This is a genomic window from Maribacter corallii, from assembly GCF_047345415.1.
Classification (GTDB): Bacteria; Bacteroidota; Bacteroidia; order Flavobacteriales; family Flavobacteriaceae; genus Maribacter_C.
This window is the reverse complement of sequence record NZ_JBLFEP010000001.1, coordinates 243,316-269,390: the sequence shown is the minus strand read 5'-3', so window position 1 is coordinate 269,390 and position 26,075 is coordinate 243,316. Positions and strand designations below refer to the sequence as shown.

General features: G+C 42.7%; 22 protein-coding genes. 10 read left to right on the top strand and 12 right to left on the bottom strand.

Annotated elements, in window-relative coordinates:
* The first annotated feature begins 7 nt into the window (after positions 1-7).
* Positions 8-487, top strand: coding sequence for an ExbD/TolR family protein (locus tag ACKWCA_RS01180; RefSeq protein ID WP_413977107.1), 480 nt, complete (start codon positions 8-10; stop codon positions 485-487).
* 31 nt (positions 488-518) lie between these two features.
* Here ACKWCA_RS01180 and ACKWCA_RS01175 read toward each other — a convergent pair whose 3' ends face one another.
* The 6 genes from ACKWCA_RS01175 to pyrH all read right to left on the bottom strand — a co-directional run bounded on the left by ACKWCA_RS01175 (position 519) and on the right by pyrH (position 8,179).
* Complete coding sequence (locus ACKWCA_RS01175; protein ID WP_413976302.1) at positions 519-1,127, bottom strand: hypothetical protein; 609 nt, start codon at positions 1,125-1,127, stop codon at positions 519-521.
* Complete coding sequence (gene rpoN / locus ACKWCA_RS01170; RefSeq protein WP_413976301.1) at positions 1,124-2,581, bottom strand: RNA polymerase factor sigma-54; 1,458 nt, start codon at positions 2,579-2,581, stop codon at positions 1,124-1,126. The genes ACKWCA_RS01175 and rpoN overlap by 4 nt, the downstream gene beginning before the upstream one ends.
* A 43-nt stretch (positions 2,582-2,624) precedes the next feature.
* Positions 2,625-4,058 (bottom strand): asparagine--tRNA ligase, encoded by a 1,434-nt coding sequence (gene asnS / locus ACKWCA_RS01165; protein WP_413976300.1) that lies wholly within the window; start codon positions 4,056-4,058, stop codon positions 2,625-2,627.
* 243 nt (positions 4,059-4,301) lie between these two features.
* Complete coding sequence (locus ACKWCA_RS01160) at positions 4,302-6,707, bottom strand: efflux RND transporter permease subunit (RefSeq protein ID WP_413976299.1); 2,406 nt, start codon at positions 6,705-6,707, stop codon at positions 4,302-4,304.
* A 147-nt stretch (positions 6,708-6,854) separates the two neighbouring features.
* Complete coding sequence (gene frr / locus ACKWCA_RS01155; protein WP_413976298.1) at positions 6,855-7,409, bottom strand: ribosome recycling factor; 555 nt, start codon at positions 7,407-7,409, stop codon at positions 6,855-6,857.
* A 62-nt stretch (positions 7,410-7,471) separates the two neighbouring features.
* A complete protein-coding gene (gene pyrH, locus ACKWCA_RS01150; RefSeq protein ID WP_413976297.1) occupies positions 7,472-8,179 on the bottom strand; it encodes a UMP kinase in 708 nt (235 codons plus the stop codon).
* Between the two features lie 174 nt (positions 8,180-8,353).
* Between pyrH and ACKWCA_RS01145 the strand changes: the two genes are divergently transcribed.
* The 6 genes from ACKWCA_RS01145 to ACKWCA_RS01120 all read left to right on the top strand — a co-directional run bounded on the left by ACKWCA_RS01145 (position 8,354) and on the right by ACKWCA_RS01120 (position 15,073).
* Positions 8,354-10,225 carry a M61 family metallopeptidase gene (locus ACKWCA_RS01145; protein ID WP_413976296.1) on the top strand — a complete coding sequence of 624 codons (1,872 nt, stop codon included), beginning with the start codon at positions 8,354-8,356 and terminating at the stop codon, positions 10,223-10,225.
* Positions 10,226-10,357: 132 nt separating this feature from the next.
* Positions 10,358-10,912: an RNA polymerase sigma factor gene (locus tag ACKWCA_RS01140; protein ID WP_413976295.1), complete on the top strand. Its 555-nt coding sequence runs from the start codon at positions 10,358-10,360 to the stop codon at positions 10,910-10,912.
* Positions 10,913-10,915: 3 nt separating this feature from the next.
* Positions 10,916-11,725, top strand: coding sequence for a hypothetical protein (locus ACKWCA_RS01135; RefSeq protein WP_413976294.1), 810 nt, complete (start codon positions 10,916-10,918; stop codon positions 11,723-11,725).
* Between the two features lie 54 nt (positions 11,726-11,779).
* Positions 11,780-12,649, top strand: a complete 870-nt coding sequence (locus tag ACKWCA_RS01130) for a DUF4097 family beta strand repeat-containing protein (protein WP_413976293.1) — start codon at positions 11,780-11,782, stop codon at positions 12,647-12,649.
* 70 nt (positions 12,650-12,719) lie between these two features.
* A complete protein-coding gene (locus tag ACKWCA_RS01125) occupies positions 12,720-13,535 on the top strand; it encodes a DUF4097 family beta strand repeat-containing protein (protein WP_413976292.1) in 816 nt (271 codons plus the stop codon).
* Between the two features lie 92 nt (positions 13,536-13,627).
* Positions 13,628-15,073, top strand: a complete 1,446-nt coding sequence (locus ACKWCA_RS01120; protein ID WP_413976291.1) for a serine hydrolase domain-containing protein — start codon at positions 13,628-13,630, stop codon at positions 15,071-15,073.
* A 57-nt stretch (positions 15,074-15,130) separates the two neighbouring features.
* On the opposite strand, the gene tsf is transcribed toward ACKWCA_RS01120, so the two are convergent.
* From tsf to rplM, 4 genes are all read right to left on the bottom strand, one after another.
* Complete coding sequence (tsf, locus tag ACKWCA_RS01115) at positions 15,131-15,955, bottom strand: translation elongation factor Ts (protein ID WP_413976290.1); 825 nt, start codon at positions 15,953-15,955, stop codon at positions 15,131-15,133.
* A 77-nt stretch (positions 15,956-16,032) separates the two neighbouring features.
* The gene (gene rpsB / locus ACKWCA_RS01110; protein WP_413976289.1) at positions 16,033-17,208 is read right to left on the bottom strand and encodes a 30S ribosomal protein S2; all 1,176 of its coding nucleotides are present in this window, start codon (positions 17,206-17,208) and stop codon (positions 16,033-16,035) included.
* A 214-nt stretch (positions 17,209-17,422) separates the two neighbouring features.
* Positions 17,423-17,809 (bottom strand): 30S ribosomal protein S9, encoded by a 387-nt coding sequence (gene rpsI / locus ACKWCA_RS01105; RefSeq protein ID WP_413976288.1) that lies wholly within the window; start codon positions 17,807-17,809, stop codon positions 17,423-17,425.
* Positions 17,809-18,264 (bottom strand): 50S ribosomal protein L13, encoded by a 456-nt coding sequence (gene rplM / locus ACKWCA_RS01100; RefSeq protein WP_413976287.1) that lies wholly within the window; start codon positions 18,262-18,264, stop codon positions 17,809-17,811. Before rplM ends, rpsI begins: the two co-directional genes overlap by 1 nt.
* Before the next feature lie 315 nt (positions 18,265-18,579).
* On the opposite strand from rplM, the gene ACKWCA_RS01095 reads away from it, so the two are divergent.
* The 3 genes from ACKWCA_RS01095 to ACKWCA_RS01085 all read left to right on the top strand — a co-directional run bounded on the left by ACKWCA_RS01095 (position 18,580) and on the right by ACKWCA_RS01085 (position 22,769).
* On the top strand, positions 18,580-19,083 hold the full coding sequence (locus ACKWCA_RS01095) for a hypothetical protein (RefSeq protein WP_413976286.1): 504 nt from the start codon (positions 18,580-18,582) through the stop codon (positions 19,081-19,083).
* A 123-nt stretch (positions 19,084-19,206) separates the two neighbouring features.
* Positions 19,207-20,331, top strand: a complete 1,125-nt coding sequence (locus tag ACKWCA_RS01090) for a DUF4249 domain-containing protein (protein WP_413976285.1) — start codon at positions 19,207-19,209, stop codon at positions 20,329-20,331.
* Entirely contained in the window at positions 20,319-22,769 is a 2,451-nt protein-coding gene (locus ACKWCA_RS01085) for a TonB-dependent receptor (RefSeq protein ID WP_413976284.1), read from the top strand. The genes ACKWCA_RS01090 and ACKWCA_RS01085 overlap by 13 nt, the downstream gene beginning before the upstream one ends.
* 10 nt (positions 22,770-22,779) lie before the next feature.
* Here ACKWCA_RS01085 and ACKWCA_RS01080 read toward each other — a convergent pair whose 3' ends face one another.
* Both ACKWCA_RS01080 and polA read right to left on the bottom strand, forming a co-directional pair.
* Positions 22,780-23,118 carry a T9SS type A sorting domain-containing protein gene (locus ACKWCA_RS01080; protein ID WP_413976283.1) on the bottom strand — a complete coding sequence of 113 codons (339 nt, stop codon included), beginning with the start codon at positions 23,116-23,118 and terminating at the stop codon, positions 22,780-22,782.
* A 98-nt stretch (positions 23,119-23,216) separates the two neighbouring features.
* Positions 23,217-26,054, bottom strand: coding sequence for a DNA polymerase I (polA, locus tag ACKWCA_RS01075; RefSeq protein ID WP_413976282.1), 2,838 nt, complete (start codon positions 26,052-26,054; stop codon positions 23,217-23,219).
* Between the last annotated feature and the right edge of the window lie 21 nt (positions 26,055-26,075).

Here is a 26,075-nt window from a genome sequence, read left to right as displayed (position 1 = left end):
AACTATGATGTCAAAATTCAATCTAGGTAGAAATGAGGAAAGTCCGGAAGTGTCAACCGCTTCTTTGCCCGATATTGTGTTTATGTTACTGTTCTTTTTTATGACGGTAACCGTTATGAAAGATGATTCATTGAAGGTAGTCAATGAACTGCCCAATGCCACGGAGATGAAGCGGCTTGAAAAGAAAGACCGTATCATCACGATTTATATCGGCAAGCCCCAAAAAAAATGGGAGGACATTGTAGGGTCTGAACCAAAAATACAAGTAGATGATAAGTTTATTGATGTAGTGGAGGTAGGTTCGTTCGTCCTCGGTCGCATTGCTAGTATGCCAGAGGGTATTAGGCCGTATGCGACCGTCTCGCTGAAAGTAGATAAAAATGCCAATATGGGCTTAATATCCGATGTCAAGCAGGAACTCCGTAAAGTGAACGCCTTAAAAATCAATTATACCACATTAAACGGTGAAATCTTGTTAAACCGTTGAGTAGTTTAGGCATGTTTGGAAAAAGTTAGGTTTATAACCAATACTTTACGGTAAGCAGTTGCGAGATGGCTCCTATCAAAAAGCCAATGACCAATTCCGCTTTAGAGTGGGCTTTGAGGTAAAGTCTCGACGAGGCGACCAAACCTGTGAGCAGAATCAGTATGCCCAGGGCTATGGTGATATTGATTTCAAAATGCACACTGAGGCAGGTGAGATACATGGTCAAGCTACTCATACCCATTAAATGCATACTGCTTTTGAATTTCAGAAATAACAAGAACAACGACGCGGAGGTAGCTGCGATCAGCCCTAAGAAGTAGTAGTGAAGTTCAGGTGTGAAATTATTGGGTAATACCTTATAGACTACGGTCAACAGTAAAAGCAGACTAATATAAAAGGGATACCTCCGCTCTTTTATCGTGGGAGCGAATACTGACTGTATAAGACCGACATTCTTTAAGATCAAATAGGATATCATGGGAATGACGACCGTCAAAATGAATATGGGCAGAATAGTACCGCTTTGCTCTTCAATAGGGCTGTACTTTGGTGTGATTAGAAAGTATGTCATGGTGCCCACAACAGGAACGAACAAGGGGTGAAAAACATATGAAATTACCTGTTGGAATAACTTCATCATATTTGTTTTCGCAAGCGCGCCACGGGGATATCCAACTGCTCTCTGTACTTGGCTACGGTTCTGCGTGCTATCGGATAGCCTTTTTCCTTTAATATAGCGGCTAACTTATCGTCTGTCAGTGGTTTTTTCTTTTCCTCTTCGCGTATAACGGTTTCCAATATCTTTTTGATTTCCTTGGTAGAGACATCCTCGCCCTGGTCATTCTTCATTGATTCCGAGAAGTAATCTTTGATCAAACGCGTGCCATAGGGCGTATCTACATACTTGCTATTGGCCACTCGTGAAACCGTTGATACGTCCATGTCTATTTCATCTGCAATATCTTTAAGGATCATCGGCCGTAGATTGCGTTCGTCACCAGTAAGAAAATATTCTTTTTGGTATTGCATAATGGCGTTCATGGTTATAAACAAGGTCTGTTGGCGCTGTCGAATCGCATCTATGAACCACTTTGCGGCATCTAGCTTTTGCTTGATGAACATTATGGTGTCTTTCTGTGATTTCGATTTTTTCTTAGCATCCTTATACCCTTTGAGCATATTACTATATTCCTTTGACACATGAAGCTCAGGCGCATTTCTTCCATTCAGGGAGAGCTCTAGCTCACCTTCTACAATGCGTATCGAAAAATCGGGTACTACATGTTCTACAATACGATTGTTTCCGGCATATGAACCTCCTGGTTTCGGATTCAATTTTTCTACCTCTGAAATCGCGCTTTTCAATTCCTCTTCTGAAATCGAATGTTTTTGTAATAGTTTTTTGTAGTGCTTCTTGGTAAACTGATCAAATGACTTTTCCAATATGGCGATGGCCAATTCAATACTTGGCGTGACTTCTTTTCGCTTTAATTGAATGATTAAACACTCTTCTAATGAACGGGCCCCAACGCCAGGGGGGTCTAACTCCTGAACAACCCTCAGTACTTTTCCGATCGTCTCTTCATCGGTATAGGTATTTTGGGTAAAGGCCAGATCATCGAGAATATCCGCTATCGGCCTTCTGATATATCCACTTTCATCCACACTGCCGACTAGAAATTCTGCAATAGTCCATTCCTCATCGCTGAGGTATGAAGTATTCAATTGGCTGAGTAGGTGCTGATTGAAAGATATTCCAGCCGCGTAGGGTATGCTTTTCTCATCATCATCGGCACTGTAATTATTAGCTTTGGTGCGATAATCTGGAATTTCGTCATCACTTAGGTAGTCGTCAATATTGATATCCTCCGCATTGATACTTTCATTGTCCAATTCGCTCTCATAAGTGTCATCAAATTCATCGGTCAGCGTATCGGGTTCTTCTTTGCCTCCTTCAAGCGCAGGGTTTTCCTCCAGCTCTTGTTTTAACCGTTGTTCAAACGCTTGAGTAGGCAACTGAATCAATTTCATCAACTGAATCTGCTGCGGTGAGAGTTTTTGCGATAGTTTGAACTGTAAGTATTGTTTTAGCATTGGGGCTATATTCTACCTTTCTTATAAAGTTAAAGAATTCAATTTAAAACTCGGCATTTTGAGGAGTTCTGGGAAAAGGAATAACATCTCTGATATTACCCATTCCCGTCGCAAACAACACGAGGCGTTCAAAACCAAGTCCAAAACCACTATGTACCGCCGTACCGAATTTACGGAGGTCGAGATACCACCATAATTCCTCTTCTGGAATCTCTAGTGCGGCCATTTTTTCCTTTAATACATCCAAGCGCTCCTCACGTTGAGAGCCACCAACAATTTCGCCGATACCCGGAAATAGGATGTCCATGGCACGTACGGTTTTTCCGTCTTCGTTCAAACGCATATAGAATGCCTTGATTTTTGCAGGATAATCAAAAAGGATAACCGGGCACTTAAAGTGCTTCTCCACCAAGAAACGTTCATGCTCGCTTTGTAAGTCGGCACCCCATTCATCAATGCGATACTGAAACTTTTTCTTTTTATTGGGCTTGCTATTGCGTAATATCTGGATGGCTTCCGTATAGGTAACACGCTTGAACGAGTTTTCAGATACAAATTTCAATTTCTCGATCAAGGCCATTTCACTTCTTTCAGCTTGCGGTTTGGTTTTTTCTTCGTCCAACAAACGTTTTTCCAAAAACGACAGATCATCCTCACAATGAGTTAGTACGTATTTTATAACACTCTTTATAAAATCCTCGGCCAAATCCATATTATCGTTCAAATCGTAAAAGGCCATTTCGGGCTCTATCATCCAGAACTCGGCCAAATGCCTCGAGGTATTCGAGTTTTCTGCGCGAAAGGTTGGACCAAAAGTATACACCTTGCCCAGTCCCATGGCATAGGCCTCTGCTTCCAATTGTCCGGAAACCGTTAAATTGGTCTCCTTTCCGAAGAAGTCCTCTTTGTGATTCACGCTACCGTCATCGTTCAAGGGAGGTTTTTTTTGATCTAAGGTAGTCACGCGAAACATTTCACCTGCACCCTCTGCATCTGAGCCAGTGATTATAGGCGCATGGAAGTAATAGAATCCGTTTTCCCTAAAATACTGGTGTATGGCAAAGGCAAGCGCAGAACGAACACGCATTACGGCACTAAAGGTATTGGTGCGTACACGCAGATGGGCTTGTTCTCGTAAGAACTCCATGGAGTGCTTTTTGGGCTGAATAGGATAAACTTCCGGATCGGCACCACCGTGAACCAAAACCTCGCTGACCTGGATCTCGACTTTTTGTCCTCTTCCTTGACTTTCCACCAAAGTCCCCGTGACTTTCAGCGCAGCGCCCGTATTGATTTGCTTTAATAGGGCTTCGTCTATCTTTTCGAAATCAACCACGCATTGAATATTGTGTAGGGTAGAACCGTCGTTCAAGGCTATAAACCGATTACTTCTAAAACTTTTCACCCATCCGTTGACCACTACGTTTTGTGAAGCAGGGTCTGAAGATAGGATCTCTTTTATACTAGTGGATCGCATAAGAAAAAATTAAGTTTCAAAGATAGCCTTTTGACAAAAAGTAGCCACCTTACTCGTCTTGAGTTTTTCTTTTACAAGCGTTTTTTTGATGCATATCCCTACCTTTTCGCTTTTGAGGCCGTAACACGAAGAAAAGGCCATTGAAAAAGAGTAAATAACAGAGTGCTTCAAAAGGCGTGATCGTGCAAAACCGGAATAGGCACGACTCCTAGAAAAAAGCCCTAAAGAGGGCTCAAAGTGTTGTTATTCATCGGTATTGTTTTCGATAGTGACCTCATCTTTGGGCAGAATATCAATTTGAGGCTTTTTCAAGACCTCCTTGTTCGCGATACTTCTTTCAAGTGAAAGTAGTAGTGAGGGTAGCAAAATAAGGTTGGCCAACATGGCGAACATTAACGTAGCCGATACCAATGCCCCAAGGGCAACCGTGCCACCGAAATTGGAGATGATGAACACGGAAAATCCGAAGAACAATACGATAGAGGTGTAGAACATGCTCACCCCCGTTTCTCGCAAAGCCGCGTAGACCGATTTTTGAATACGCCATTTATTGGTCATTAGCTCTTGTCGATATTTCGCTAAAAAGTGAATGGTATCGTCCACTGAAATACCGAAGGCGATACTGAATACCAGAATCGTAGATGGTTTGATCGGTACGCCCACAAACCCCATTACCCCGGCCGTGATCAACAAGGGAAGCAAATTCGGAATCAATGAAATCAGAATCATACGGAAAGACCGGAACAAATATGCCATAAACAAGGCAATGAGTCCAATGGCAAGGGCCAATGAAAGAACAAGATTTTTTACCAAATACTTGGTTCCTTTTAAGAACAATAAAGCGCTACCGGTCATATAGACGTTATACTTATCCGACGGGAACAGTTTGTCAATATTCTCTTGAAGTTTGGCCTCGATTTCTTCCATTCGTGAGGTTTTCACATCCTTCATAAAGGTGGAGACTCGTGCGGTTTGACCCGTACTGTCGACAAAGCTCTTCAATAAGTTTCCGTCTTCGGAAGACTTACTGGCCATGCTCATAATAAAGTTATTCTCTTGGGAGGTGGGCAATTGATAGTACTTCGGTATCCCATTATAAAAAGCCTGCTTCGAATATTTGATCAGATTAACTGCCGAAACGGGTTTGGATAGTTCTGGAATTTCCTCGATCGAAGTGCTCAATTGATCCATTCGCCTTAAGGTAGCCGGTTTTAATACCCCTTTTGGACGTTTGGTATCAACGACGATCTCTACCGGCATGATTCCGTCAAATTCTTCTTCAAAGAACCGGATATCCTTAAAGAATTGGGCCTTTTTCGGCATGTCTTCAATGGGGCTCCCGGAAATATTGATTTGATAAATTCCGATAATACTAAATACCAGCAGTGCGATAGAGGTGATATATACCGCAATTCGCTTGTTGCGAACAATGTGCTCCATCCAATTGACAAAAGCATCGATCCATCTTTTGTTCAGGTGCCTTAAGTGGCGGTTCTTTGGCATTGAAAGAAAGCTGTACACAATGGGGATGATCAAGAGCGACAATATAAAAATACCAATGATGTTAATGGAGGCGACTATACCGAACTCTTTTAACAACTTGCTGTCTGTTACGATAAAAGTGGCAAATCCTGAGGCCGTAGTAACATTGGTCATTAAGGTGGCATTCCCTATTTTGGATATCACGCGCTGGAGTGAAAGTGCCTGATTGCCATGCTTTTTGACCTCTTGCTGGTACTTGTTGATAAGAAATATACAATTGGGAATTCCGATGACGATAATCAAGGGTGGAATGAGTGCGGTCAAAACGGTTATTTCATACTGCAATAGTCCAAGGATACCAAAGGCCCACATGACCCCGATGATTACGACACACATCGAAATAAAAGTAGCCCTGAAGCTGCGGAAGAAAAAGAAAAACAACAACGAGGTAACCCCAAGGGCCGCTAGAATGAATTTCCCGATTTCGTCGATGATATTTTGCGAGTTCATGGTCCGTATATAGGGCATGCCCGATACCCGAACATCAAGACCGGTTTCTTCCTCAAAGCTCTCTACTAAAGTGCTCAAATCTTTTAGGATAAAGTCTTTTCGCACCGAGGTGTTTACGATGTCCTTATCCAAATTAGCAACGGTACGGACGGTTCTTGTTTCCGCGTTGAAAAGCAAATCCTCATAAAACGGCAAATCATTGAACAGGTGATGGGTCAAACTATCGATCTGCGCCTTCGTTTTTAATTCGGATTGAATCAGGGGTGTTAAAACGAACTCTTGTTTCTCTTTATCCTTCTTAAGTTCTAAAAGGTTTTCCAAGGAAAGAACGAAATCTACTTCAGGGAAGGCGACCAATTGTTTGCTGAACTTGTTCCAGCGATTAAGTTTTTCCGGAGTGAATAGTGAGGCGTCCTTTACCGCAAAAACCACCGCATTGCCTTCTTCACCAAATTGCTCAAGAAATGCCTGGTACTCTAAATTCACCGGATGTTCATCGGGAAGCAGATTCGCCTGCGAATTGGAAAATCGCATATTTTCCCATTGCAGTCCCAAGAATACGGTAAAAGCAGCGAGAAGCAATAGGATAAGTACCCTATTGCGCAGTATGATTCGGGCTGTGATAGCCCAAAAACCCTGTGGTAATTTTTTTGCCATTTTCAATTTATCGTGGGCAAAGGTAGAGAATGATCATTTGTGTTCCTAAGAATGCCGTCTTGAAATCCATGTTTCCCTGACAGCTGAAATTTGCGCAAATAAAAAGCGACCGAAAGGGTCGCTTTTTTCAGCTAGGGCTATAGTTTTTTATACTTTCATGATTTCCACCTCTTTCTTATCCAAGAAAGCGTCTATTTTTTTGGTATAAACGTCGGTTAATTCCTGTACATCGGTTTCCGCGTTTTTTTCCAAATCCTCCGAAATGTCCAAATCTCGAATCTCCTTATTGGCGTCTTGCCGTGCCGTTCGCACGCTGACCTTTGCATCTTCCGCTTCACTTTTTGCTTGCTTGACCAGATCCCTTCTTCTTTCTTCTGTCAAAGGGGGTACGTTGATGATGACGAAATCACCATTATTCATAGGGTTGAAGCCTAAGTTGGCAATCATGATCGCCTTCTCTATTTCTTGTAGCATATTCTTTTCCCAGGGCTGAACCGAAATGGTACGTGCGTCAGGGGTATTGATATTGGCTACTTGCGACAAAGGTGTCTGAGAACCGTAATATTCGACCATTACATTGGAAAGCATCGCCGGACTGGCCTTGCCCGCACGTATTTTCATAAATTCTTTTTCCAAATGAACAATCGCGGCATCCATACTTTCTTTAGCCGCATCTAAAATGAATTTTACTTCTTCGTTCATAATTTTAATTTAAAACAGTTTGAACATAAATCGTACCAAAACCGGGAGAGTAACCAACGGGCTTAGAGATTGACTACCGTGCCTATATTTTGACCGTCTACTATCTTCAGCAGATTTCCTTTTTTATTCATATCGAAGACCACAATAGGAAGTTCGTTTTCCTGACTTAAGGTGAACGCTGTGGTATCCATTACCTTCAATCCTTTTCGCAAGACATCGTTGAAAGTGATGGTGTCAAATTTAGTGGCACTGGAGTCTTTTTCGGGATCCGAAGTATAAATGCCGTCTACGCGGGTTCCTTTTAAAATGACATCCGACTCTATTTCAATAGCACGTAAAACGGCAGCTGAATCAGTGGTGAAATATGGATTTCCCGTACCACCGCCGAAAATGACTACCCTTCCTTTTTCAAGATGGCGAATAGCACGCCGTCTTATAAAAGGCTCGGCCACCTCGTTGATTTTTATTGCAGATTGTAATCGGGTCTCCACACCTTTTAATTCTAGCGCACTTTGCAGTGCCAAGCCGTTGATTACCGTGGCCAGCATCCCCATATGGTCTCCTTGAACACGATCGACGCCCGTTTCTACTCCTGACATGCCGCGGAAGATGTTTCCCCCTCCAATAACAATTGCAACTTGAATACCCTTATCAACGACTAGCTTTATTTCCTCTGCGTATTCTGAAAGCCTTTTCGAGTCTATTCCGTATTGCTTTTCACCCATAAGCGCTTCGCCACTGAGTTTCAAGAGTATTCGTTTGTATTGCATATTTTGCGATAGTTTGAGGCAAAAATAATCAAAAATTATTAGCATTCGCCTTTCAATTCCTTAGCGTACAGGCCTTAATTATTTCCTAACTTGTACTGCGGTCTTCTGAATATTTTATAATCTTGCAGGGCTCTAATTAAAATGGGGCGTTTCATAAACTACAAAAGAATGGTAATGAGAAAAATAGTAGTAGCTTTTGTGCTAGGTGTCTTTATATACGGTTGCGGCTCCAATAAAGCTTTGTTGACGGCTGAAAAGGCCCCGGTATTGGTTCAAATCGATTTACTCAATATGAAAGATGATAAAGTAATGGTCACGGTGAATCCGGGGGCTTTTACTTCCGAAGACATTTCTTTTTTAATTCCTAAAACCGTTCCGGGAACATATAGCACGGATGACTACGGAAAGTATATCGAAGGCTTGAAGGCCCTTGATGCGGAGGGTAATGATCTGGCGGTTGCTAAGACCGATGCCAACACGTGGAAGATCACCAATGCGAGACGTCTGGATAAAGTTACCTATTGGGTCAACGATACCTATGATAGCGAAGGAGAACAAGACGAAGCTGTTTTTTCGCCAGCGGGCACCAATATTCTGGCCGGTGAGAATTTCGTATTGAACCTTCACGGATTCGTCGGTTATTTTGAGGGACTGAAAGAGGTGCCATACGAGCTGACTGTAACAAAGCCTGAGGCTTTAAAATCGACTACTTCACTGAAAGAAAAGGCCGTTGAGCAAGAAAACCGTACTACCGAGACCTTTTTGGCCAATCGTTATTTCGAAGTAATAGATAATCCGATGCTTTACGCTAAGACCGATGGAGAAACATTTCAGATCAACGATATTTCAGTGACGCTGAGTGTCTACTCACCAAATGGAGCGTATACGGCCGCTAGTCTTCGAGCGCGTATGGAAAAAATGATGGGGGCCCAAAAAACGTTTTTAGGCGATATTGATGGAACCAAAGAGTATAACATTCTATTGTATTTATCGGAAATGGGTGATGACGATGCCAACGGTTTTGGAGCGTTGGAACATCACACTTCAACGGTAGTAGTGCTGCCAGAGGTTATGGAAAAGGAAGCCTTGGAGCAGGCAATGGTCGATGTGGTCTCACATGAATTCTTTCACATTGTCACACCTTTGAACGTGCATTCGGAGGAAGTGCAATACTTTGATTTCAATGATCCGAAAATGTCACAGCATCTTTGGATGTATGAGGGAACGACCGAGTACTTCGCCAACCTTTTTCAAATTCAGCAGGGGTTGATCGATGAGACGGAATTCTACGGGCGTATTATGGGAAAGGTCAACAACGCCAAAGGCTATGATGATGCGATGTCTTTCACGATCATGAGTAAAAATATATTGGAAGAGCCATATAAAGAAAACTATGCCAACGTTTATGAAAAAGGTGCACTGATCAATATGTGCTTGGATATCGCCTTACGTGAATTGAGTGGTGGTGAGAAGGGAGTGCTTTGGCTAATGAAAGAGCTCTCCAAAAAGTATGGCGATATGACGCCGTTCAAAGACGATGAATTGATTGACGAAATCGTAGCGATGACCTATCCTGAAATACGTGCTTTTTTTGATACGCATGTTATTGGTGATACTCCGATCGATTACAATACCTATTTGGGTAAAGTTGGCCTTGAAACGAAGGCAGTCGAAAAGCAGACCGGTTATTTTTTGGATGATGATGTACCCTTTATCGATGTTGACCAAGCAAATGACAATGCTATTTTTGTGCGAAAAGGCATTGAGTTGAATAGTTTTTTTAACGAATTGGGTGTTCAAGGAGGCGATATCATCAAATCCATAAACGGTACGACCATCGATTTGGAAGCTATACGACCGATTATTGGACAAAGTTTTGGGTGGAGCCCCGAAACGGAAATCAACATGACCGTAGAACGTGGTGATAAGGAGATCGCTATCGAAGGAAAAGTTGGAACTCCACTTTTGAATGCACAAACGATTATGGTAAAGGAGGGCACCAATGATGGACAGGCGAAGCTACGAGAAGCCTGGATGAGAGGGTGATTCTACCAAGATCCATTAAGATAAACGCTGCCTCTTGGGCGGCGTTTTTTTTTTACCTTAAAAGAAATTTCAATTTTTTTGTAACCTTTCCCAAAAATCACGGTTAACCCTATTGAAGCACTGAAAGCGAAAATGCACCAACTGACCGACAACGTATTAATGCTAAAAGTTAAATCAGGAGATCTTGATAAACTTGGATTGCTGTATGAACGCCATAAAAAACGATTGTTTGGCTTCTTTTACAATATGAACCACAACGCTTCCCTAAGTGAAGACTTGGTGCAGAATGTGTTCGTGCGCTTGTTGAAGTATAGACATACGTTTACAGGTGAAGGTTCTTTTGCAGCATGGATGTTCCGTACGGCTAGAAACGTGAATTACGATTATTACAAAAAAAACAAGCGGGAAATTCATCAGAAAGAACTTTCGTCGGTGGCGTTCAAATTGGAAGATGAGTCAGGATTAAATGTTAAAATGAATAAGAACGATGAAGTTGCCCAACTGAATCAGGCCATGAAGCACTTGTCTCCTGAAAAGAGAGAGGTGTTGATTCTAAGTAAGTACAAGGGAATAAAATATAGTGAGATAGGTCAAATATTAGGGTGCAGCGAAGGAGCAGCGAAAGTGAAGGCCCATAGGGCATTAAACGATTTACGGAATATTTTTCTACAATTGGAAACAAAATAGACTATGGAACAAGAACAGTTCGACATTTGGATGATGGAGTATGTCTCCGACAGTTTAGAGGAGGTCGAAAGAAAGGAGTTTGAAGATTTCCTCCATGAGCATCCGATGTATAAAGAGCAGTTTGAAAAACTGAATGAAACCTGGGGACAATTGGATGGGATGTATATGGCCGAACCCTCTGAAAAAATGGACGATCGCTTCTTTACAATGCTACATAGCGAAATAGAGAAAAAGGAAAGTACAGGGCGAAAACCCCTCAGTTGGTTGTCATCATTGGCCGAAATTTTATGGAGACCCCAAGTGGCTTACGGAATGTTGTTGCTGGTAATGGGGTTGAGCCTAGGTTATTTTTTTAATGAAGGTACTGCGAATCCGAATCCAGTGAACCAAACGCAAATGGCCAGTGACTCGGACACGGAAAATGTTAGGGAGCAATTGGTCTTGACCTTATTGGATCAACCATCTGCCAACAAACGGTTGCAGGGTATCAGTGAGGTGAATAAAATCAAAAAAGTAGATGATAAGGTCATTGGTGCGCTATTGCAGACCCTTAACAATGATACCAATGTCAATGTACGCTTAGCGGCTATTGAGTCACTTACTAATTACCTTGAAAACCCGACCGTTCGTGAAGGTTTGGTGCAGTCTATCGTAAAACAAGATTCTCCTATCGTACAGGTGACCCTGGCGAACCTGATGGTAGCACTGCAAGAAAAAAAGTCTATCGAGCCCTTCAAGACCTTAATGCGAAGCAAAGAGCTTGACACTTCGGTAAAGCAAAAACTAGAAACATCGATTAAATCAATTATATAATCAGTAAGCCCTTTTTAGGGTGAGTTTATTCATCAATCAATTAATCAAAATCAAATGAAAAGAGTAGCAGTATGTATTGCATTGGTCGGTTCATTGGCGATACAGTGTGCAAACGCACAACGGAAAGAGTTTAAGGAAACCATTAAAAAAGAGTTGTCCTATGAAGGGTCAGTTGAAGAGCGAATGCTTGAAGTTCAAAACCTGAACGGTTCTATTACGGTAGAAGGTTATGAGGGCAATACGGTTTTGGTATCGGTAGAAAAGACCATTAGCGCAGGGAGTACCACTAATCTGGAGCTTGGTAAAAAGGAAATCGGAATAAAGGTCATCAATCAAGGAGATAAGATTATTGTTTATCCTGATGTGCCAAACATGCATTATAGGGATGGGCGATTCACAAACATTGATTGCAATCGTTGGGAAGAATCCCCATACGAACACACCTTGAATTTTAAAGTAAAAATGCCAAGAAGGACCAACCTGAAGGTAGGTGCTATCAATGATGGAGAGGTGTTGGTCAAAAATACGAGAGGCAGTCATATCGAAGCAAACAATATCAATGGTGGTATCGATCTCTTGGAAGTTGCCGGACAGACAAAAGTACATTGTATCAATGGGGAAGTGAACATTTCATATGCTGATAATCCGACATCGACTTCCACGTATTATTCGCTAAATGGTGATATCAATATCACCTATCAAAAAGACCTGTCGGCTGATATCGCTTTCAAAAGCATGAACGGCGAGTTGTTTACTGATTTTGATATTACAAAACAGTATGCGAAAACTACGAAGAACGAATCTGGTCAAAAGAAAAATGCCAAGTACAAATATGAATCAAAACCCGTGGTCCAAATTGGCAATGGTGGCCTGTCGTTTGATTTTGAAACCTTGAACGGGAATGTGATCCTTAAAAAAATATAAAACCCTTACAAAAAATACCCTTTGCGCTATAACTGTCGTTGGGCAGGGGTAAAAAATAAAGAGAAGAATTATGAAACATACAAAACTACTAAGTATCCTATTACTAATATTGCCGTTACTGAACACGGCTCAAGAAGAAAGTGTCGAGTTGTTTTCGATACCATTGAGTAGCCCCAATGAGCCGGGCAAACTGATCGTATCGCAATTGGCGGGTTCAATAGATGTCATCTCTTATGAGGGTAATGAAGTTATTGTCAAAGCTTCATTTGGAAATCGAAAGGCCCATTATAAAGATGATAAAAAGGAAAAGAACGGGCTGAAACGAATTCAAAATAGTTCTTTGAAGATAGGCGGTGAGGAAAAAAACAACGTGGTTCAAATCATTAATGAGCAGTGGAATAAAACCACGAACCTTGAGATAAAAGTTCCGAAAGAGTTCTCCCTTAAATTGGCGACCGTAAATAGAGGTAATATCAATGTTAAAGGAGTTTCTGGGGAGTTTGAGATCAGCAATGTCAATGGTGAGATTACGATGGAAGATGTCAGGGGATCCGCTTCGGCCGATACGGTCAACGGAGATATCAAGGCTAATTTTCTTTCGGTGACCAATGATGCTAACATGGTTTTTAGTAGCCTTAATGGCGACCTTGATGTCACCTTTCCGAATTCAACAAAGGCCGATTTGAAACTGAAATCAGAACAGGGTGATATTTTCACCGATTTCGAAATGCAGGTCGACAAGAAAAAGGCGATTGCCAAGACCGACAAATCGTCGAGTACCTACAAGGTGGAAATAGAGCAGTGGGTGAGTGGCAAAATCAATGGTGGTGGCCCTGAAATGTTGTTCAAGACATTCAACGGTGATATCATCATTCGATCCAACTAAAACTTTTCATAACCAATCATATCGGATTTAATTGTATAGCGGATGTGACTTCATCCGCTTGGAATCCTATGATATCCTTTTAGCAAAGCAAAATGAAAACAAAGAGCGTAGGGATACTGATCTCATTACTGCTGATAGTTGGTTCATGTACTGGAAAACGGAATGGGAACCTCACCATTGAAAAGAAAAATAGCCTTGATGAATACGTGCGTTCAGCTATGGAGATCCATCATATTCCCGGATTGGCCGTAGCGGTGGTAAAAGATGGAAATGTCATTTACGAGAACTATCTAGGAAACGCTACTTTGGAAGAAGAGTCGCCGGTAGATAATAAAACTATTTTCAGGGTATTTTCCACCACCAAGTTGATTACGGCGACCGGAATATTTCAACTGGTTGAAAAGGGGAAGATCTCACTTGAGGATAAAATCTCCAAGCACTTTGACAGTCTGCCAGAGGCTTGGGAGCAAGTCCGAGTTAAACATTTATTGACCCATTCTTCAGGCTTGCCTGATTTGAGATATCCGCGCCATCTATCCAATGCTGAAGTGATGCAAGAATTGTTCAACGATAAAATGGATTTCCAAACTGGGAATCAATTTCGTTATAACCAGACCAATTATTGGTTGCTTGCTCGAATAATCGAAAAAACCACGCGATTGTCCTTTGATGCGTATGTCTTGAAAAACCAGTTTGCAGCTTCTAAGGAGGGGGTGCTTTTCTCTTCTGATTCAAGAGAAGAAATTCATAATAGGGCCACCCGATACTACTATGATGCCAGTAAGAATGAATTTCGTAAGGATACCATAAATGTAGGGAAACGGGGGCACCCTGGAAATGGATTAAATATTTCGCTGAATGAATTTGTAGCCTGGAATAGGCGCTTGAATAATGGGGAGCTGATCCGGGAGAAGGCCAAGTTACACATGTGGACCCCATTTCAATTCGCAAATAGTGAAGATGAATTCCTACATGGTTGGGGCAGCTATGCGGTCAGTGGTAAAACCTCCTATGGATTTACGGGGGGTAATCTTTCCGCATTTAGAAAGTTTGTAGCTGATGACCTCACCATTATTGTATTGTCAAACGGATATAAGCATCCGGGGTATGATATCATTGTCAATGATCTTTCAAAACTCATTTTCCCAATGGAGGGAGATGCAGATCTCCTTCTTGAGCAACAGGTTATGAAATTGGTTCTTGAAAAAAAGTATGCGGATGCAAAAACAAGGTATGCCCAAATAAGGCTACAAGACCCGAGCTATGATTTCGATAACCTAAGATGGAATATCAACAGTATTGGGAATACCTTTCTTCGGTCAGATGATATCGAAGAAGCATGCTCGGTATACCAACTGAATGCCGAGGTCAATTCAAAATGGTGGGTTGCGCTGGCGAGTTATGCAGAAGGTTTGGAAAAGAAAGGTGATGTGGCAAGGGCCCTCCAGTTCTATGAAAAGGCCATCCAGCTCAATACGGATAATGCGTATAACTATAATCCGTTTATGACGGATAAAATAGATCAATTAAAAAAATGAATAAAAAAACCGCTTCTTTATGAGAAGCGGTTTCCATTTCGAATTAGCCTATATGGTTTATCCTAAAGCGACCCTTTTGAAGTCGGTTACTTCCAAGGCGGAATCAACCGATTGTACATATTGGGCAACACTTTGTTTACTGTCTTTAATGAATGCTTGGTTCACCAAAGTATTGTCTTTAAAGAAGCGCTTTAGTTTTCCTTTGGCAATATTATCCAACATTGCTTCGGGCTTGCCTTCTTGACGTAACTGATCTTTAGCGATTTCGATTTCCTTATCGATTACGGACTGATCTACACCTTCTTCGTTCAGGGCAACCGGATTCATTGCGGCAGCTTGCATTGCGACATCTTTGGCCACAACAGCAGAACCATCAACGGCGGCGGAAAGGCCTACCAAGGTGGCGATTTTGTTGCCAGCGTGAATATAACTTCCCACGAAAGCGGCACTTAATTTTTCAAATCCGCCGATTTCGATTTTCTCACCGATAACACCGGTTTGTTCCGTTAGTTTTTCTTGTACAGAAATCCCATTGAAATCAGCTGATAAAAAAGCATCTTTGGAATCATAGTTTAAAGCCAAGTCAGCCATTTCGTTGGCTAGGGCAACAAAGCTGTCGTTCTTTGCTACGAAGTCGGTCTCGCAGTTCAAAGAGATAACAACTCCTGCAGTATTGGCATCATTGACCTTTGCGATAGCCGCACCTTCAGATGATTCCCTATCCGCTCTTTTAGCGGCCACTTTTTGACCTTTTTTACGAAGAATTTCGATTGCTTTATCAAAATCCCCATCTGCTTCGACCAATGCATTCTTGCAGTCCATCATTCCTGCGCCAGTGGTCTTTCTCAATTTGTTTACTTCTGCGGCGGTGATCTTTGCCATAATTTGAATTGTATTTTATGTCATTTCCGAAGCTTCGGAAAATCTAGAATTAGTGGTATTATTTTCTTTTAAAGGGGTTATTCAACGCCTCCTTTAACGCTATCCTGCCAAGCTTTTAGTTCATCCCATTTTTCATCGGCGGCCATTTTAGCCTGTTTTGGCCATGAATTGGTGTCCAGATGAGCCAATCGAGAACTCGCTTCAGTCAAGATTTCCTTCATTTTATCGGCATCCGCTTCAGATACCTTGGCAAAGGTGTCAAGACCAGCATTGCTTAGTGCTTCAGCGGCCTTGGGTCCTACACCTTCGATTTTGGTCAAATCGTCACCTTTGACGGCTTTGGCCTTTTGAGGTGCAGCCTTTTCTTCTTTCGGCGCTTCGGCTTTGGTAGGCTCTTCTGCAGCGACATCAGCTTTTTCCACAGCTGGTGCCTCTTCGACTACGGGCTCAGCCTTTACGGCTGCCTTTGGAGCTTCTGTTTCAACTGGCTCAGCTTTAGGGGCCTCTGCTTTTGGTGTTGCCGCTTTTGCCTCATCCTTGCCTTCTCGTTCTCCTTGTTTTTCAGACTTACGTTCGGCCAAACCTGCTGCAATAGCATCGGTCACCTGGGTCATGATAATCTCTATGGATTTAGAGGCATCGTCATTCGCCGGCACAACGTAATCGATAGGTCTTGGGTCCGAATTGGTATCGACCATAGCGAAAATAGGGATATTCAATTTTTGCGCTTCTTTCACGGCAATGTGTTCACGCATGGTATCTACTACAAATAATGCGCCTGGCAAGCGGGTCATTTCGGAAATCGAACCTAGGTTTTTTTCCAACTTTGCACGCAAGCGATCCACTTGCAAGCGTTCTTTTTTGGAAAGCGTCAAAAACGTTCCATCCTTTTTCATTCGGTCGATCATGGCCATTTTCTTGACCGCTTTTCGAATAGTGACGAAGTTGGTCAACATACCACCTGGCCATCTTTCAGTAATGTAAGGCATATTCACATTCGCTACCTTTTCGGCAACAATGTCTTTTGCTTGTTTTTTGGTGGCAACGAAAAGAATTTTTCGACCGGAAGCTGCAATCTTGCTGAGGGCTTCATTCGCCTCATCAAGTTTTGCAACGGTTTTGTAAAGGTTGATGACGTGAATTCCGTTACGCTCCATGTAGATGTAAGGAGCCATATTCGGATTCCACTTTCTTGTAAGGTGTCCAAAATGCACACCTGCTTCTAATAATTGTTTTACTTCGACTTTCGCCATTTTTGAATTTAGTTTACGTTCTTATGAATTAGCAATGACAGAGTGGTAACCGCTTAGTGCGATAGCCTCTACCATTTAGATGCTAAACTAATTTACCTCTGCTGCTTAGAAACCACAAAGGATTTTTAATTGTTTCCCGCATGGCGAAAAACTTTCAATGAACTTGTTAATATATAAATACAGGTGCCTCGAAGAGACACCTGATAATCTTGTTCTAACGCTTAGAGAACTGGAATTTCTTACGGGCTTTCTTCTGGCCGAATTTTTTACGTTCTACCATTCTTGGATCCCTTGTCAATAGACCTTCCGGTTTTAAGACCAATCTGTTTTCTTCGTTGATTTCACACATTACCCTAGATAATGCCAAACGAACCGCTTCTGCCTGACCGGTGATTCCTCCACCATATACATTGACATTAACATCATAGTCACCATCGGTCTCTGTCAAAGTAAAAGGCTGTTTTACCTTGTATTGCAATGTTGCCGTGGTGAAGTATTCATTTAAGTCACGGTCGTTGATGGTAATGTTTCCCTTACCCTCGGAAACATATACTCGAGCAACAGCTGTTTTTCGTCTACCTATTTTATGAATCGTCTCCATTACTTAATGTCGTTTAAGTTGATTTGAGTTGGTTTTTGAGCCTCTTGTCCGTGCTCGGTACCAACATATACCTTAAGGTTTCTGAACAAGTCAGCACCCAATCTAGTTTTTGGTAGCATCCCTTTTATAGCTCGCTCTACGATACGACCGGGATTTTTTGCCAATACTTCCTTTACCGATGTTTCACGTTGACCACCTGGGTAACCTGTGTACCGTTGGTAAATCTTAGTATCCCATTTCTTTCCGGAAAGAGCTATTTTTTCGGCGTTGATGATGACCACATTATCCCCACAATCTACATGAGGAGTAAAATTAGGCTTATGCTTTCCTCTAAGTAATTTGGCGACTTTAGAAGAAAGACGACCCAATGTTTGACCTTCGGCATCCACTAATAACCACTGCTTGTCAACGGTTTTTCTATTGGCCGAAATCGTTTTATAACTTAATGTATCCACAACACGTTCTTTATGTATTAAACACTTCAATCCCTACAAACGGGCTGCAAATGTACAATTATTAAGTTGAAATACAAATGTCATTTTCGGATTATTTTTTAATTTTTTGTTAGCTCCTGATTCCATCATAAAGTGGCGGTATAATTGCCGTTGACTCTTTATGCCGTACAATCAAATTGGGGATTAAAAACTTGGCCGTACCTTCTTGATCAATGCAACTTATAGGTTCGCTTTATAGCCAAAGTACGCATCTCTTAAAATATATGCATGAAATCTACGTTTCATCGTTAACTACAAAGACTAAAAAAGACTGAGATGAAACTTAATGGATTACTATTGTTTTCTGCCGCGGCGCTGATTTTGTCGTGTTCTAATGATAAGGATAATACCGAAATTGAAACGGAACAGAATTCCATTGTGGGCGAGTGGCAGGCTACAGAACTTCAAATTGATGAGCAGACCGCAAGTGATGATGCCAAACTGGGAAAGCTGGTTTTGGACTTTCTTACGGCGCGTGACTGCGTTATTTTAACCTTCGATTTTAAAGCTGATTTAACGGTTACTGCACAAGACGCTGCAGACTATCTGCCACCTGTAGAAGGGGTCATCACGGGCTCTGGTTTTACCTGTCCTACCGAATCCGACACTACTGCAAGTACGTACACCTATGATGGTTCGGTGTTGACTACGGTAGATGAGAATGGTCAGACCCTTTCCATTGATGAGACGATCGATGGTGATATCATGACCGTTGATGCCACCGATTTGAATATAGACAATTTCAATGATGAAGGGCAGTTGATCTTCAAAAGAATATGATACTTAACCTTAATACCATAGGTAAGCCCATCCCGTTTTTGTGGATGGGTTTTTTAATTACAGCTCCCTTGTAGGTATAGGAAATAACCCTATCTTTAGTAGCCGGACCCTAACGCGCTGCTGATGTCGAGAAACCAATGCCTACTAGCCCTCATACTTTTATTATTTTCGCTGTTAGGTTGTGTCGACCCGGTAGAACCGGAATTCGAATTTCGTGAAGGTCTTGTTTTTGTCGAAGGTTTCGCCTCCACAACACCAGGCACTTCTTATGTAATCATCAATAAATCGGAGATTCAGTTTGGTGTAAGGGCCGTCGTTTTCCAAAGCGGTGCCATGGTTTCGTTTAAGAACAGCGATACCGGTGAGACGGTCGACCTGTTTGAAAGTGGTGAGTCGTATGTGCCCCCAGATGATTTTGAGGTCACCTCAGGCGAGCGATGGGAGCTTGCAATTACTCTTATCGACGGTACCCAATACCAATCAACTCCCGAAGTCGTGCTAAACGAAATACCTATTGTTGAAGCGGTGGCCAACTACGATTCCGAACTGCGATTCAATGAGGGTGAAGGGAGTTTTGAACCGGGTCATACCATTGCCGTTACCTTTGATGACCCCGGAGGACAAGAAAACTTTTACTACTGGACCTATCGTGCATTTGAAAACTTGGTGGTTTGTGAGAGTTGCAGCGGATCGGTTTTTAGGGATGGCGCATGTATCCCTACCACAGGGTTCACCCCGGAGTATTACAATTATTTATGTGAAACCGATTGCTGGCGCATTCGGTTTCCTGAAAACGTCAATATTTTTAGTGATGAATTCTCCGATGGCGGAACTACCCGTAACCTCGATGTAGCTTCTCTGCCCTTGTATACCAAAGAAAATATTTCCGTGGAATTACAACAGTTTTCCTTGACACCGGCCGCCTATCAATATTATAAGGTATTGAAGGACATTGTTGATAATAACGGGGGATTTAATGCGCCTCCACCTGCGGCATTGGTAGGTAATATGAGCAATGTGAACGATTCCGAAGATTTTGTCTTAGGCCGGTTTACGGCGGTAGCTTCTTCTACGGTATCTATTTTTATCGATCGAATGGGCATCCCTGCAGAGGCTATAGCGCCACGGTTACCATTGAGTTTGGAACCTACCTTGAATTCACCACACCCTCCTCCTCCGACGAATTTCGTCCCCTGTACCGAAACCAGATTTAGAACCGCAATAGCACCTGAAGGATGGATGGAATAAAGTGTTCGAGTAGACCGAAACCCTTCGGAAATGTGTTGCGACACCTCATATGTTTAGGATTGTTCGCTGTTTTTACAGTATCGGGAAATGCCCAAGAATATACCCTTGCCGTTCAAATACGGGATGTAGTAACAGGGCTGCCTCTTGAAAGTGCCGAGGTGATTCTTCAACCATGCGCCTGCGGTGGAATCACCAACGCTTCAGGCCGATTTCGTATCGAATTACCCCAGGATACCTATACTATGACCGTTACCTATATTGGCTATAAAAGTGACAGTAGAACCCTTAAAATGGATCGTAGCCAGAAAATAGTTATCGAATTGGAAGAGGAACAAGAACAGCTTTCAGAGGTAATCGTAAGGGCAAAAAAAATCAATGCCAATCTCGAACTGCCACAAATGGGGGCAGTGCAACTGCAGACACAGGTGCTGAAAAAGATTCCGTCAGGCCTTGGTGAAGTTGACGTACTTCGCGGAATGACCCTGCTGGCAGGTGTGAACAACGCTGGGGAATTGAGCAATGGTCTTTCCGTGAGGGGAGGAGCATTAGATCAAAATTTGATTTTGTTGGATTATGCCCCGGTCTTTAACCCGACCCATTTATTCGGTCTATTTTCCGTCTTTACCCCTGATGTTTTAGGAAGTGTCGATTTATACCGAGCAAATATTCCTGCCCGATATGGGGGTCGAATCACTTCCGTTTTGGACTTGAAGGTAAGAAATCCTTATGTGGATAAGTTTAAGTTAAGTGGTGGAATAGGGCTCGTATCAAGCAGATTAACGATAGAGACCCCCATTATAAAAGATAAGCTGATGGTCACCTTAGGAGGTCGGGCGGGACTTACCGATTTTTTGTTGCCCCTGGTTTCTGAGCGATTGGAGAATTCCCGAGCCAAGTTTTACGATGGTACAATGAAGTTGCTCTACCTTCCCACAGAGAACGATCAAATTACCTTTACCGGTTTTTATAGCAAGGATTTCTATCAGTTGGATTTGATTACCAAAATCGAGAATATCAATGCCGAAACCAATCAGTACGACTTTAGAACCTTGAACGGAACCCTGAATTGGAGTCATTCGTTCAATGAGAGCAGCAACCTTCGGACATTTTTGGTCGTAAGTGACTATACCCCGAAAACCCTATTGCCCGAGGTTGACAATAACAATAAGATTGAGTTTCGATCGAAGATCAATTACTTGAGTTTTGTATCCGAGTTTTCAAAGGAAATCAATACAGACCTTGGTTATTATGTCGGTGTTCAGGGCAATCGATATCAAATAAGTCCTGGAGAGTTGCTTCCGGGTACGGCGACCAGTGTTCAACCCGTCAAACTAGCCAGGGAGAATAGCTACGAGTTGTCGGCTTATGGTAATGTCAACTTCAGTCCTATGGAGAATGTATCCCTGTCAGCAGGATTGCGTTATAATCATTACGTTTTGGTAGGACCGTATCGTCAAGCAACTTTCGACCAAACAACAGAAGCGCTTTTAAATACCACAGTGTTTGAAAAAGGTGCCGGGGTAAAGACCTATAATGGACTCGAGCCAAGATTGGGCGCCAATATCAAACTAAATGAGAGTACTTCGCTGAAGGCCAGTTATGCTCGACTCAACCAGTATTTACAGAACGTGTATAACTCGACAACCCCATTGCCCACCTCACGTTGGAAAACGGCAGATCCTAGTATCAAACCTCAAATAAGTGACTCTTACGGTTTTGGTATATATAAGAATTTCGGTGAAAACGCCTATGAAGTTGGGTTGGAAGGGTATTATCGAAACACCCAAAATAATCTGACCTACAAGCCCGGAGCCGATTTTTTTCTTGAAGAGTTTTTGGAAAGAGATGTCGTTCAAGGGGAGGGGAAGGCTTATGGCGTCGAATTCAGTATACGAAAACCCAGTGGAAAGGTCAATGGGTGGCTTAACTATACATGGTCACGAAGCCTGTTGCGTGCCGAAAGTGAAAAATTGGCCGATCGTATCAATAATAACGAATGGTTTCCTTCCGATTTTGATCGCCCCCACGTCGTAAATGCCACTGTCAATTTTGAGGGGGACAAGTTCAATACATGGAGTTTTAATTTTACCGGGCAAACCGGAAGACCTTATACCGCCGCCAATAGCGTTTTTAAATTGGAAAATATCGATGTGCCGATCTTTATCGATCGGAACAACGCTCGACTGCGACCGTATCACCGCTTGGATTTTTCATGGAAGGTGAAATATGGGAAAAAGCTCAATCGCAGATGGGTGGGCGATTGGACGTTTACGATTTACAATGTCTACGGAAGAAGAAATCCCTTTAACCTGTATTATACCCAACGGCAAGCCGGAGTCGATTCCGATGTATTTTTGGGCAGTCCATTGGGTACCTACGAACTTTCCATTATGAACAGTCCTTTGTTCGCTTTGACCTATAATTTCGTATTTGATTGAACAGCGCCCGTTATTGCTTGAAGAATTTGGTCTGAACTTGCTGTTCTTCCGACCTGATGGTGACGATATAGATTCCAGATTTCAGTGAAGTGACCGGTATGTTGAGGGCATTGTTCTTAATGGCCCAATTGTGCTGTAAGACCGCATTCCCATAGGTGTCAGTAATGGTAATGGCCGCCCTTTGGCTGTTATACAGTCCCAAAATATTCACCACATTGGTCGCTGGATTCGGAAATACCTTAACCTTTTGGACCTGTGTTTCGACCCCGGGTTCGATTTCAGTTGCCGATTGCGCTATGGCCGATTGCAAGCCTAGTAAGAAGATGGAGATGATCAGAAGCTTTTTCACTATAGGTGTTTATAGGTGTGGCTTCATATAAGGTTCTTCTCTAAGAACGCATTTCATCGATCAATCGTATGTCTTTTTGAAAAGCTTAACAGTTCGGTTCAATGTGCTTCCAACCAATTGACACCAGTACCTAATTCAACGTCCAGGGGTACGGCCAGAGTATAGGCATTTTCCATTTCCGCCTTGACCATGGCCTTTAGCTTGTCCATCTCGGGATTGTATACATCAAAGACCAATTCATCATGTACCTGAAGTAGCATCTTAGAGGTATAGTTGCCTTCCGATAGCCTTTTATGGATGTTGATCATCGCCAATTTGATGATATCTGCCGCACTACCTTGAATGGGAGCGTTCACGGCATTGCGTTCTGCCGCGCCGCGCACTATGGCATTACTGCCGTTAATGTTCTTCAAATAGCGCCGCCGGCCCAAAACCGTTTGCACATACCCATTGTCACGGGCAAAATCTATCTGTTCGCCCATATAGTTTCTGAGTTTGGGGTAGGTTTTGTAATAGGTTTCAATCAGTTCCTTGGCTTCCGAACGCGATAAATCCGTCTGGTTACTAAGACCGAAGGCCGAGACCCCATAGATGATGCCGAAGTTGACCGTTTTGGCATTGCTCCGTTGCTCGCGGGTAACCTCTTCTAGAGGCACATTGAAAACGCGTGCCGCAGTTGACGCATGAATATCCTCCCCATTTTTGAAGGCTTCGATCATCGTGGTTTCCTCGCTCAAGGCAGCGATGATGCGCAGTTCTATTTGGGAATAATCAGCTGCAAGCAAGGTATGGTTCTCATCTCTGGGAATAAAGGCTTTACGAACCTGTCGTCCCCGTTCGGTGCGTATGGGGATATTTTGCAGATTAGGATTGTTACTACTTAACCTTCCGGTCGCAGCAACCGTTTGCATATAGTCGGTATGGACCCTTCCGGTTCGTTCTTCGACTTGCAGTGGAAGCGCATCAACATAGGTGCTCTTCAGTTTGGCGAGCCCTCGATAATCCAGTACGTTTTGGATGATTTCGTGATCTTTGGCCAAATAGGAAAGCACATCCTCTGCAGTAGAATATTGACCCGTTTTGGTCTTTTTGGGTTTATCGACCAATTTCATTTTGTCAAATAGAATTTCCCCCAATTGTTTGGGTGAGCCAATATTGAACTCTTCCCCGGCAGCCTCATAGATTTTCTTTTCCAAGGAGGCGATATCATTGGTCAGTTCTTCCGATAATGAATTTAGAAACTCTTTGTCGAGATTGATACCTTCCAATTCCATGTCGGCAAGAACATGCAGGAGCGGAATTTCCATGTCGTTAAAAAGATCTTCCGTTTTGGCGGCCGCCAACTCCGGTCTGAACTGCTGTGCCAATTGAAAAGTGATATCCGCATCTTCGACTGCGTATTCCGTTTGTTTTTCCAAAGGAACATCGCGCATCGATAGCTGGTTTTTTCCTTTTTTCCCAATGAGCTCTGTTATGGAAACCGGGGTATAGTTGAGGTACGTTTCGGAAAGTACATCCATATTGTGGCGCATATCAGGATTGATAAGGTAATGAGCCAGCATGGTATCGAAAAATTTCCCTTTAACCTTTACACCATATTTGTCGAGTACCTTAATATCGTATTTAAGGTTCTGACCGATTTTTTCAATGGATTGTGATTCAAAAAAAGGACGTAATTGCTCAATGAGTTCTTGAGCTTCCTCTTTAGCTTCGGGAAAAGGAATGTAAAACCCCTTCGTGGCCTCCCAGGAAAAAGCGATACCGACCAACTCTGCGGTCAATGGATCGATCCCGGTGGTTTCCGTATCAAAACAGACCGACGTTTGTTTCAACAAGTTTTGAACGAATAACTTCATAGCCATACCCGGAGCGATACTTTGATACACATGGGCTACATCCGCTATGGTTTTTCGACTGTTCGAATCTTTAATCGTACCTGCTACGGTATTAGGGTCGCCCCCAAATAAGGAAAACTGTCCGCTGCCTGCCTCTTGGGGCTTTGTAGCAACGCTAGGTTGGCTTGATGTTGGTGTCGCCGTCTCCTGAGGTTCTTCTGAAAATATTTTGATGAATTGATCTTTGAGCCTTCTGAATTCCAGTTCTTCGAAAATGGTCTGCACCTTTTCGCTGTCCGGTACCGACATTTCATAATCCTTGGCGTCGAAAGTAACGTCACAGTCTACACAAATGGTAGCTAGCTTTTTGGAAAGTAGGCCCAACTCGGCATTCGCTTCCACCTTCTCCTTCATTTTTCCCTTTAATTGGTCGGTATTGGCCAACAGGTTTTCCATAGAGCCGAATTGCTCTAAAAACTTTTTGGCCGTTTTATCGCCTACTCCGGGAAGACCGGGAATGTTATCACTGGCATCTCCCATCATTCCTAGATAATCGATTACCTGCTCGGGGCGCTCGACACCAAATCGCTTTTGTATTTCGGGAATGCCCCAAATTTCGATGCCATTACCCATACGAGCTGGGCGATACATAAAAATATTCTCAGAGACCAATTGTCCGAAATCTTTATCAGGGGTCACCATGAACACTTTGTAATCTTCCTTTTCCGCCTGTTTGGCCAAGGTGCCGATAATATCATCGGCCTCCCATCCTTCCAAGACCACGGATGGAATGTGCATGGCTTCTAAAATCTGATGAATATAGGGTACGGCAATACGGATGGCATCGGGTGTTTCGTCTCGATTGGCCTTGTACTCCGGAAATAGTTCGGTACGTTCCTGACTACCCCCTTTATCGAAACATACGGCTAAGTGATCCGGCTTTTCGCGTTTGATCACATCGAAAAGCGAATTCATAAACCCCATGATCGCTGAGGTGTCCATTCCTTTTGAATTGATTCTTGGATTTTTGATTAGGGCATAGTATCCCCGGAAAATCAGGGCATATGCATCTAGTAAAAAAAGTCGTTTTTGGTCCGCCATTGCGCTACATTAAAAGTGGAA

Excerpts from the sequence above, each read along its gene's own strand:
- ACKWCA_RS01180 (WP_413977107.1), top strand. The coding sequence starts at position 8 with ATGTCAAAATTCAATCTAGGTAGAAATGAGGAAAGTCCGGAAGTGTCA.
- ACKWCA_RS01175 (WP_413976302.1), bottom strand. The coding sequence starts at position 1,127 with ATGATGAAGTTATTCCAACAGGTAATTTCATATGTTTTTCACCCCTTG.
- rpoN (WP_413976301.1), bottom strand. The coding sequence starts at position 2,581 with ATGCTAAAACAATACTTACAGTTCAAACTATCGCAAAAACTCTCACCG.
- asnS (WP_413976300.1), bottom strand. The coding sequence starts at position 4,058 with ATGCGATCCACTAGTATAAAAGAGATCCTATCTTCAGACCCTGCTTCA.
- ACKWCA_RS01160 (WP_413976299.1), bottom strand. The coding sequence starts at position 6,707 with ATGGCAAAAAAATTACCACAGGGTTTTTGGGCTATCACAGCCCGAATC.
- frr (WP_413976298.1), bottom strand. The coding sequence starts at position 7,409 with ATGAACGAAGAAGTAAAATTCATTTTAGATGCGGCTAAAGAAAGTATG.
- pyrH (WP_413976297.1), bottom strand. The coding sequence starts at position 8,179 with ATGCAATACAAACGAATACTCTTGAAACTCAGTGGCGAAGCGCTTATG.
- ACKWCA_RS01145 (WP_413976296.1), top strand. The coding sequence starts at position 8,354 with ATGAGAAAAATAGTAGTAGCTTTTGTGCTAGGTGTCTTTATATACGGT.
- ACKWCA_RS01140 (WP_413976295.1), top strand. The coding sequence starts at position 10,358 with ATGCACCAACTGACCGACAACGTATTAATGCTAAAAGTTAAATCAGGA.
- ACKWCA_RS01135 (WP_413976294.1), top strand. The coding sequence starts at position 10,916 with ATGGAACAAGAACAGTTCGACATTTGGATGATGGAGTATGTCTCCGAC.
- ACKWCA_RS01130 (WP_413976293.1), top strand. The coding sequence starts at position 11,780 with ATGAAAAGAGTAGCAGTATGTATTGCATTGGTCGGTTCATTGGCGATA.
- ACKWCA_RS01125 (WP_413976292.1), top strand. The coding sequence starts at position 12,720 with ATGAAACATACAAAACTACTAAGTATCCTATTACTAATATTGCCGTTA.
- ACKWCA_RS01120 (WP_413976291.1), top strand. The coding sequence starts at position 13,628 with ATGAAAACAAAGAGCGTAGGGATACTGATCTCATTACTGCTGATAGTT.
- tsf (WP_413976290.1), bottom strand. The coding sequence starts at position 15,955 with ATGGCAAAGATCACCGCCGCAGAAGTAAACAAATTGAGAAAGACCACT.
- rpsB (WP_413976289.1), bottom strand. The coding sequence starts at position 17,208 with ATGGCGAAAGTCGAAGTAAAACAATTATTAGAAGCAGGTGTGCATTTT.
- rpsI (WP_413976288.1), bottom strand. The coding sequence starts at position 17,809 with ATGGAGACGATTCATAAAATAGGTAGACGAAAAACAGCTGTTGCTCGA.
- ACKWCA_RS01095 (WP_413976286.1), top strand. The coding sequence starts at position 18,580 with ATGAAACTTAATGGATTACTATTGTTTTCTGCCGCGGCGCTGATTTTG.
- ACKWCA_RS01090 (WP_413976285.1), top strand. The coding sequence starts at position 19,207 with ATGTCGAGAAACCAATGCCTACTAGCCCTCATACTTTTATTATTTTCG.
- ACKWCA_RS01085 (WP_413976284.1), top strand. The coding sequence starts at position 20,319 with ATGGATGGAATAAAGTGTTCGAGTAGACCGAAACCCTTCGGAAATGTG.
- polA (WP_413976282.1), bottom strand. The coding sequence starts at position 26,054 with ATGGCGGACCAAAAACGACTTTTTTTACTAGATGCATATGCCCTGATT.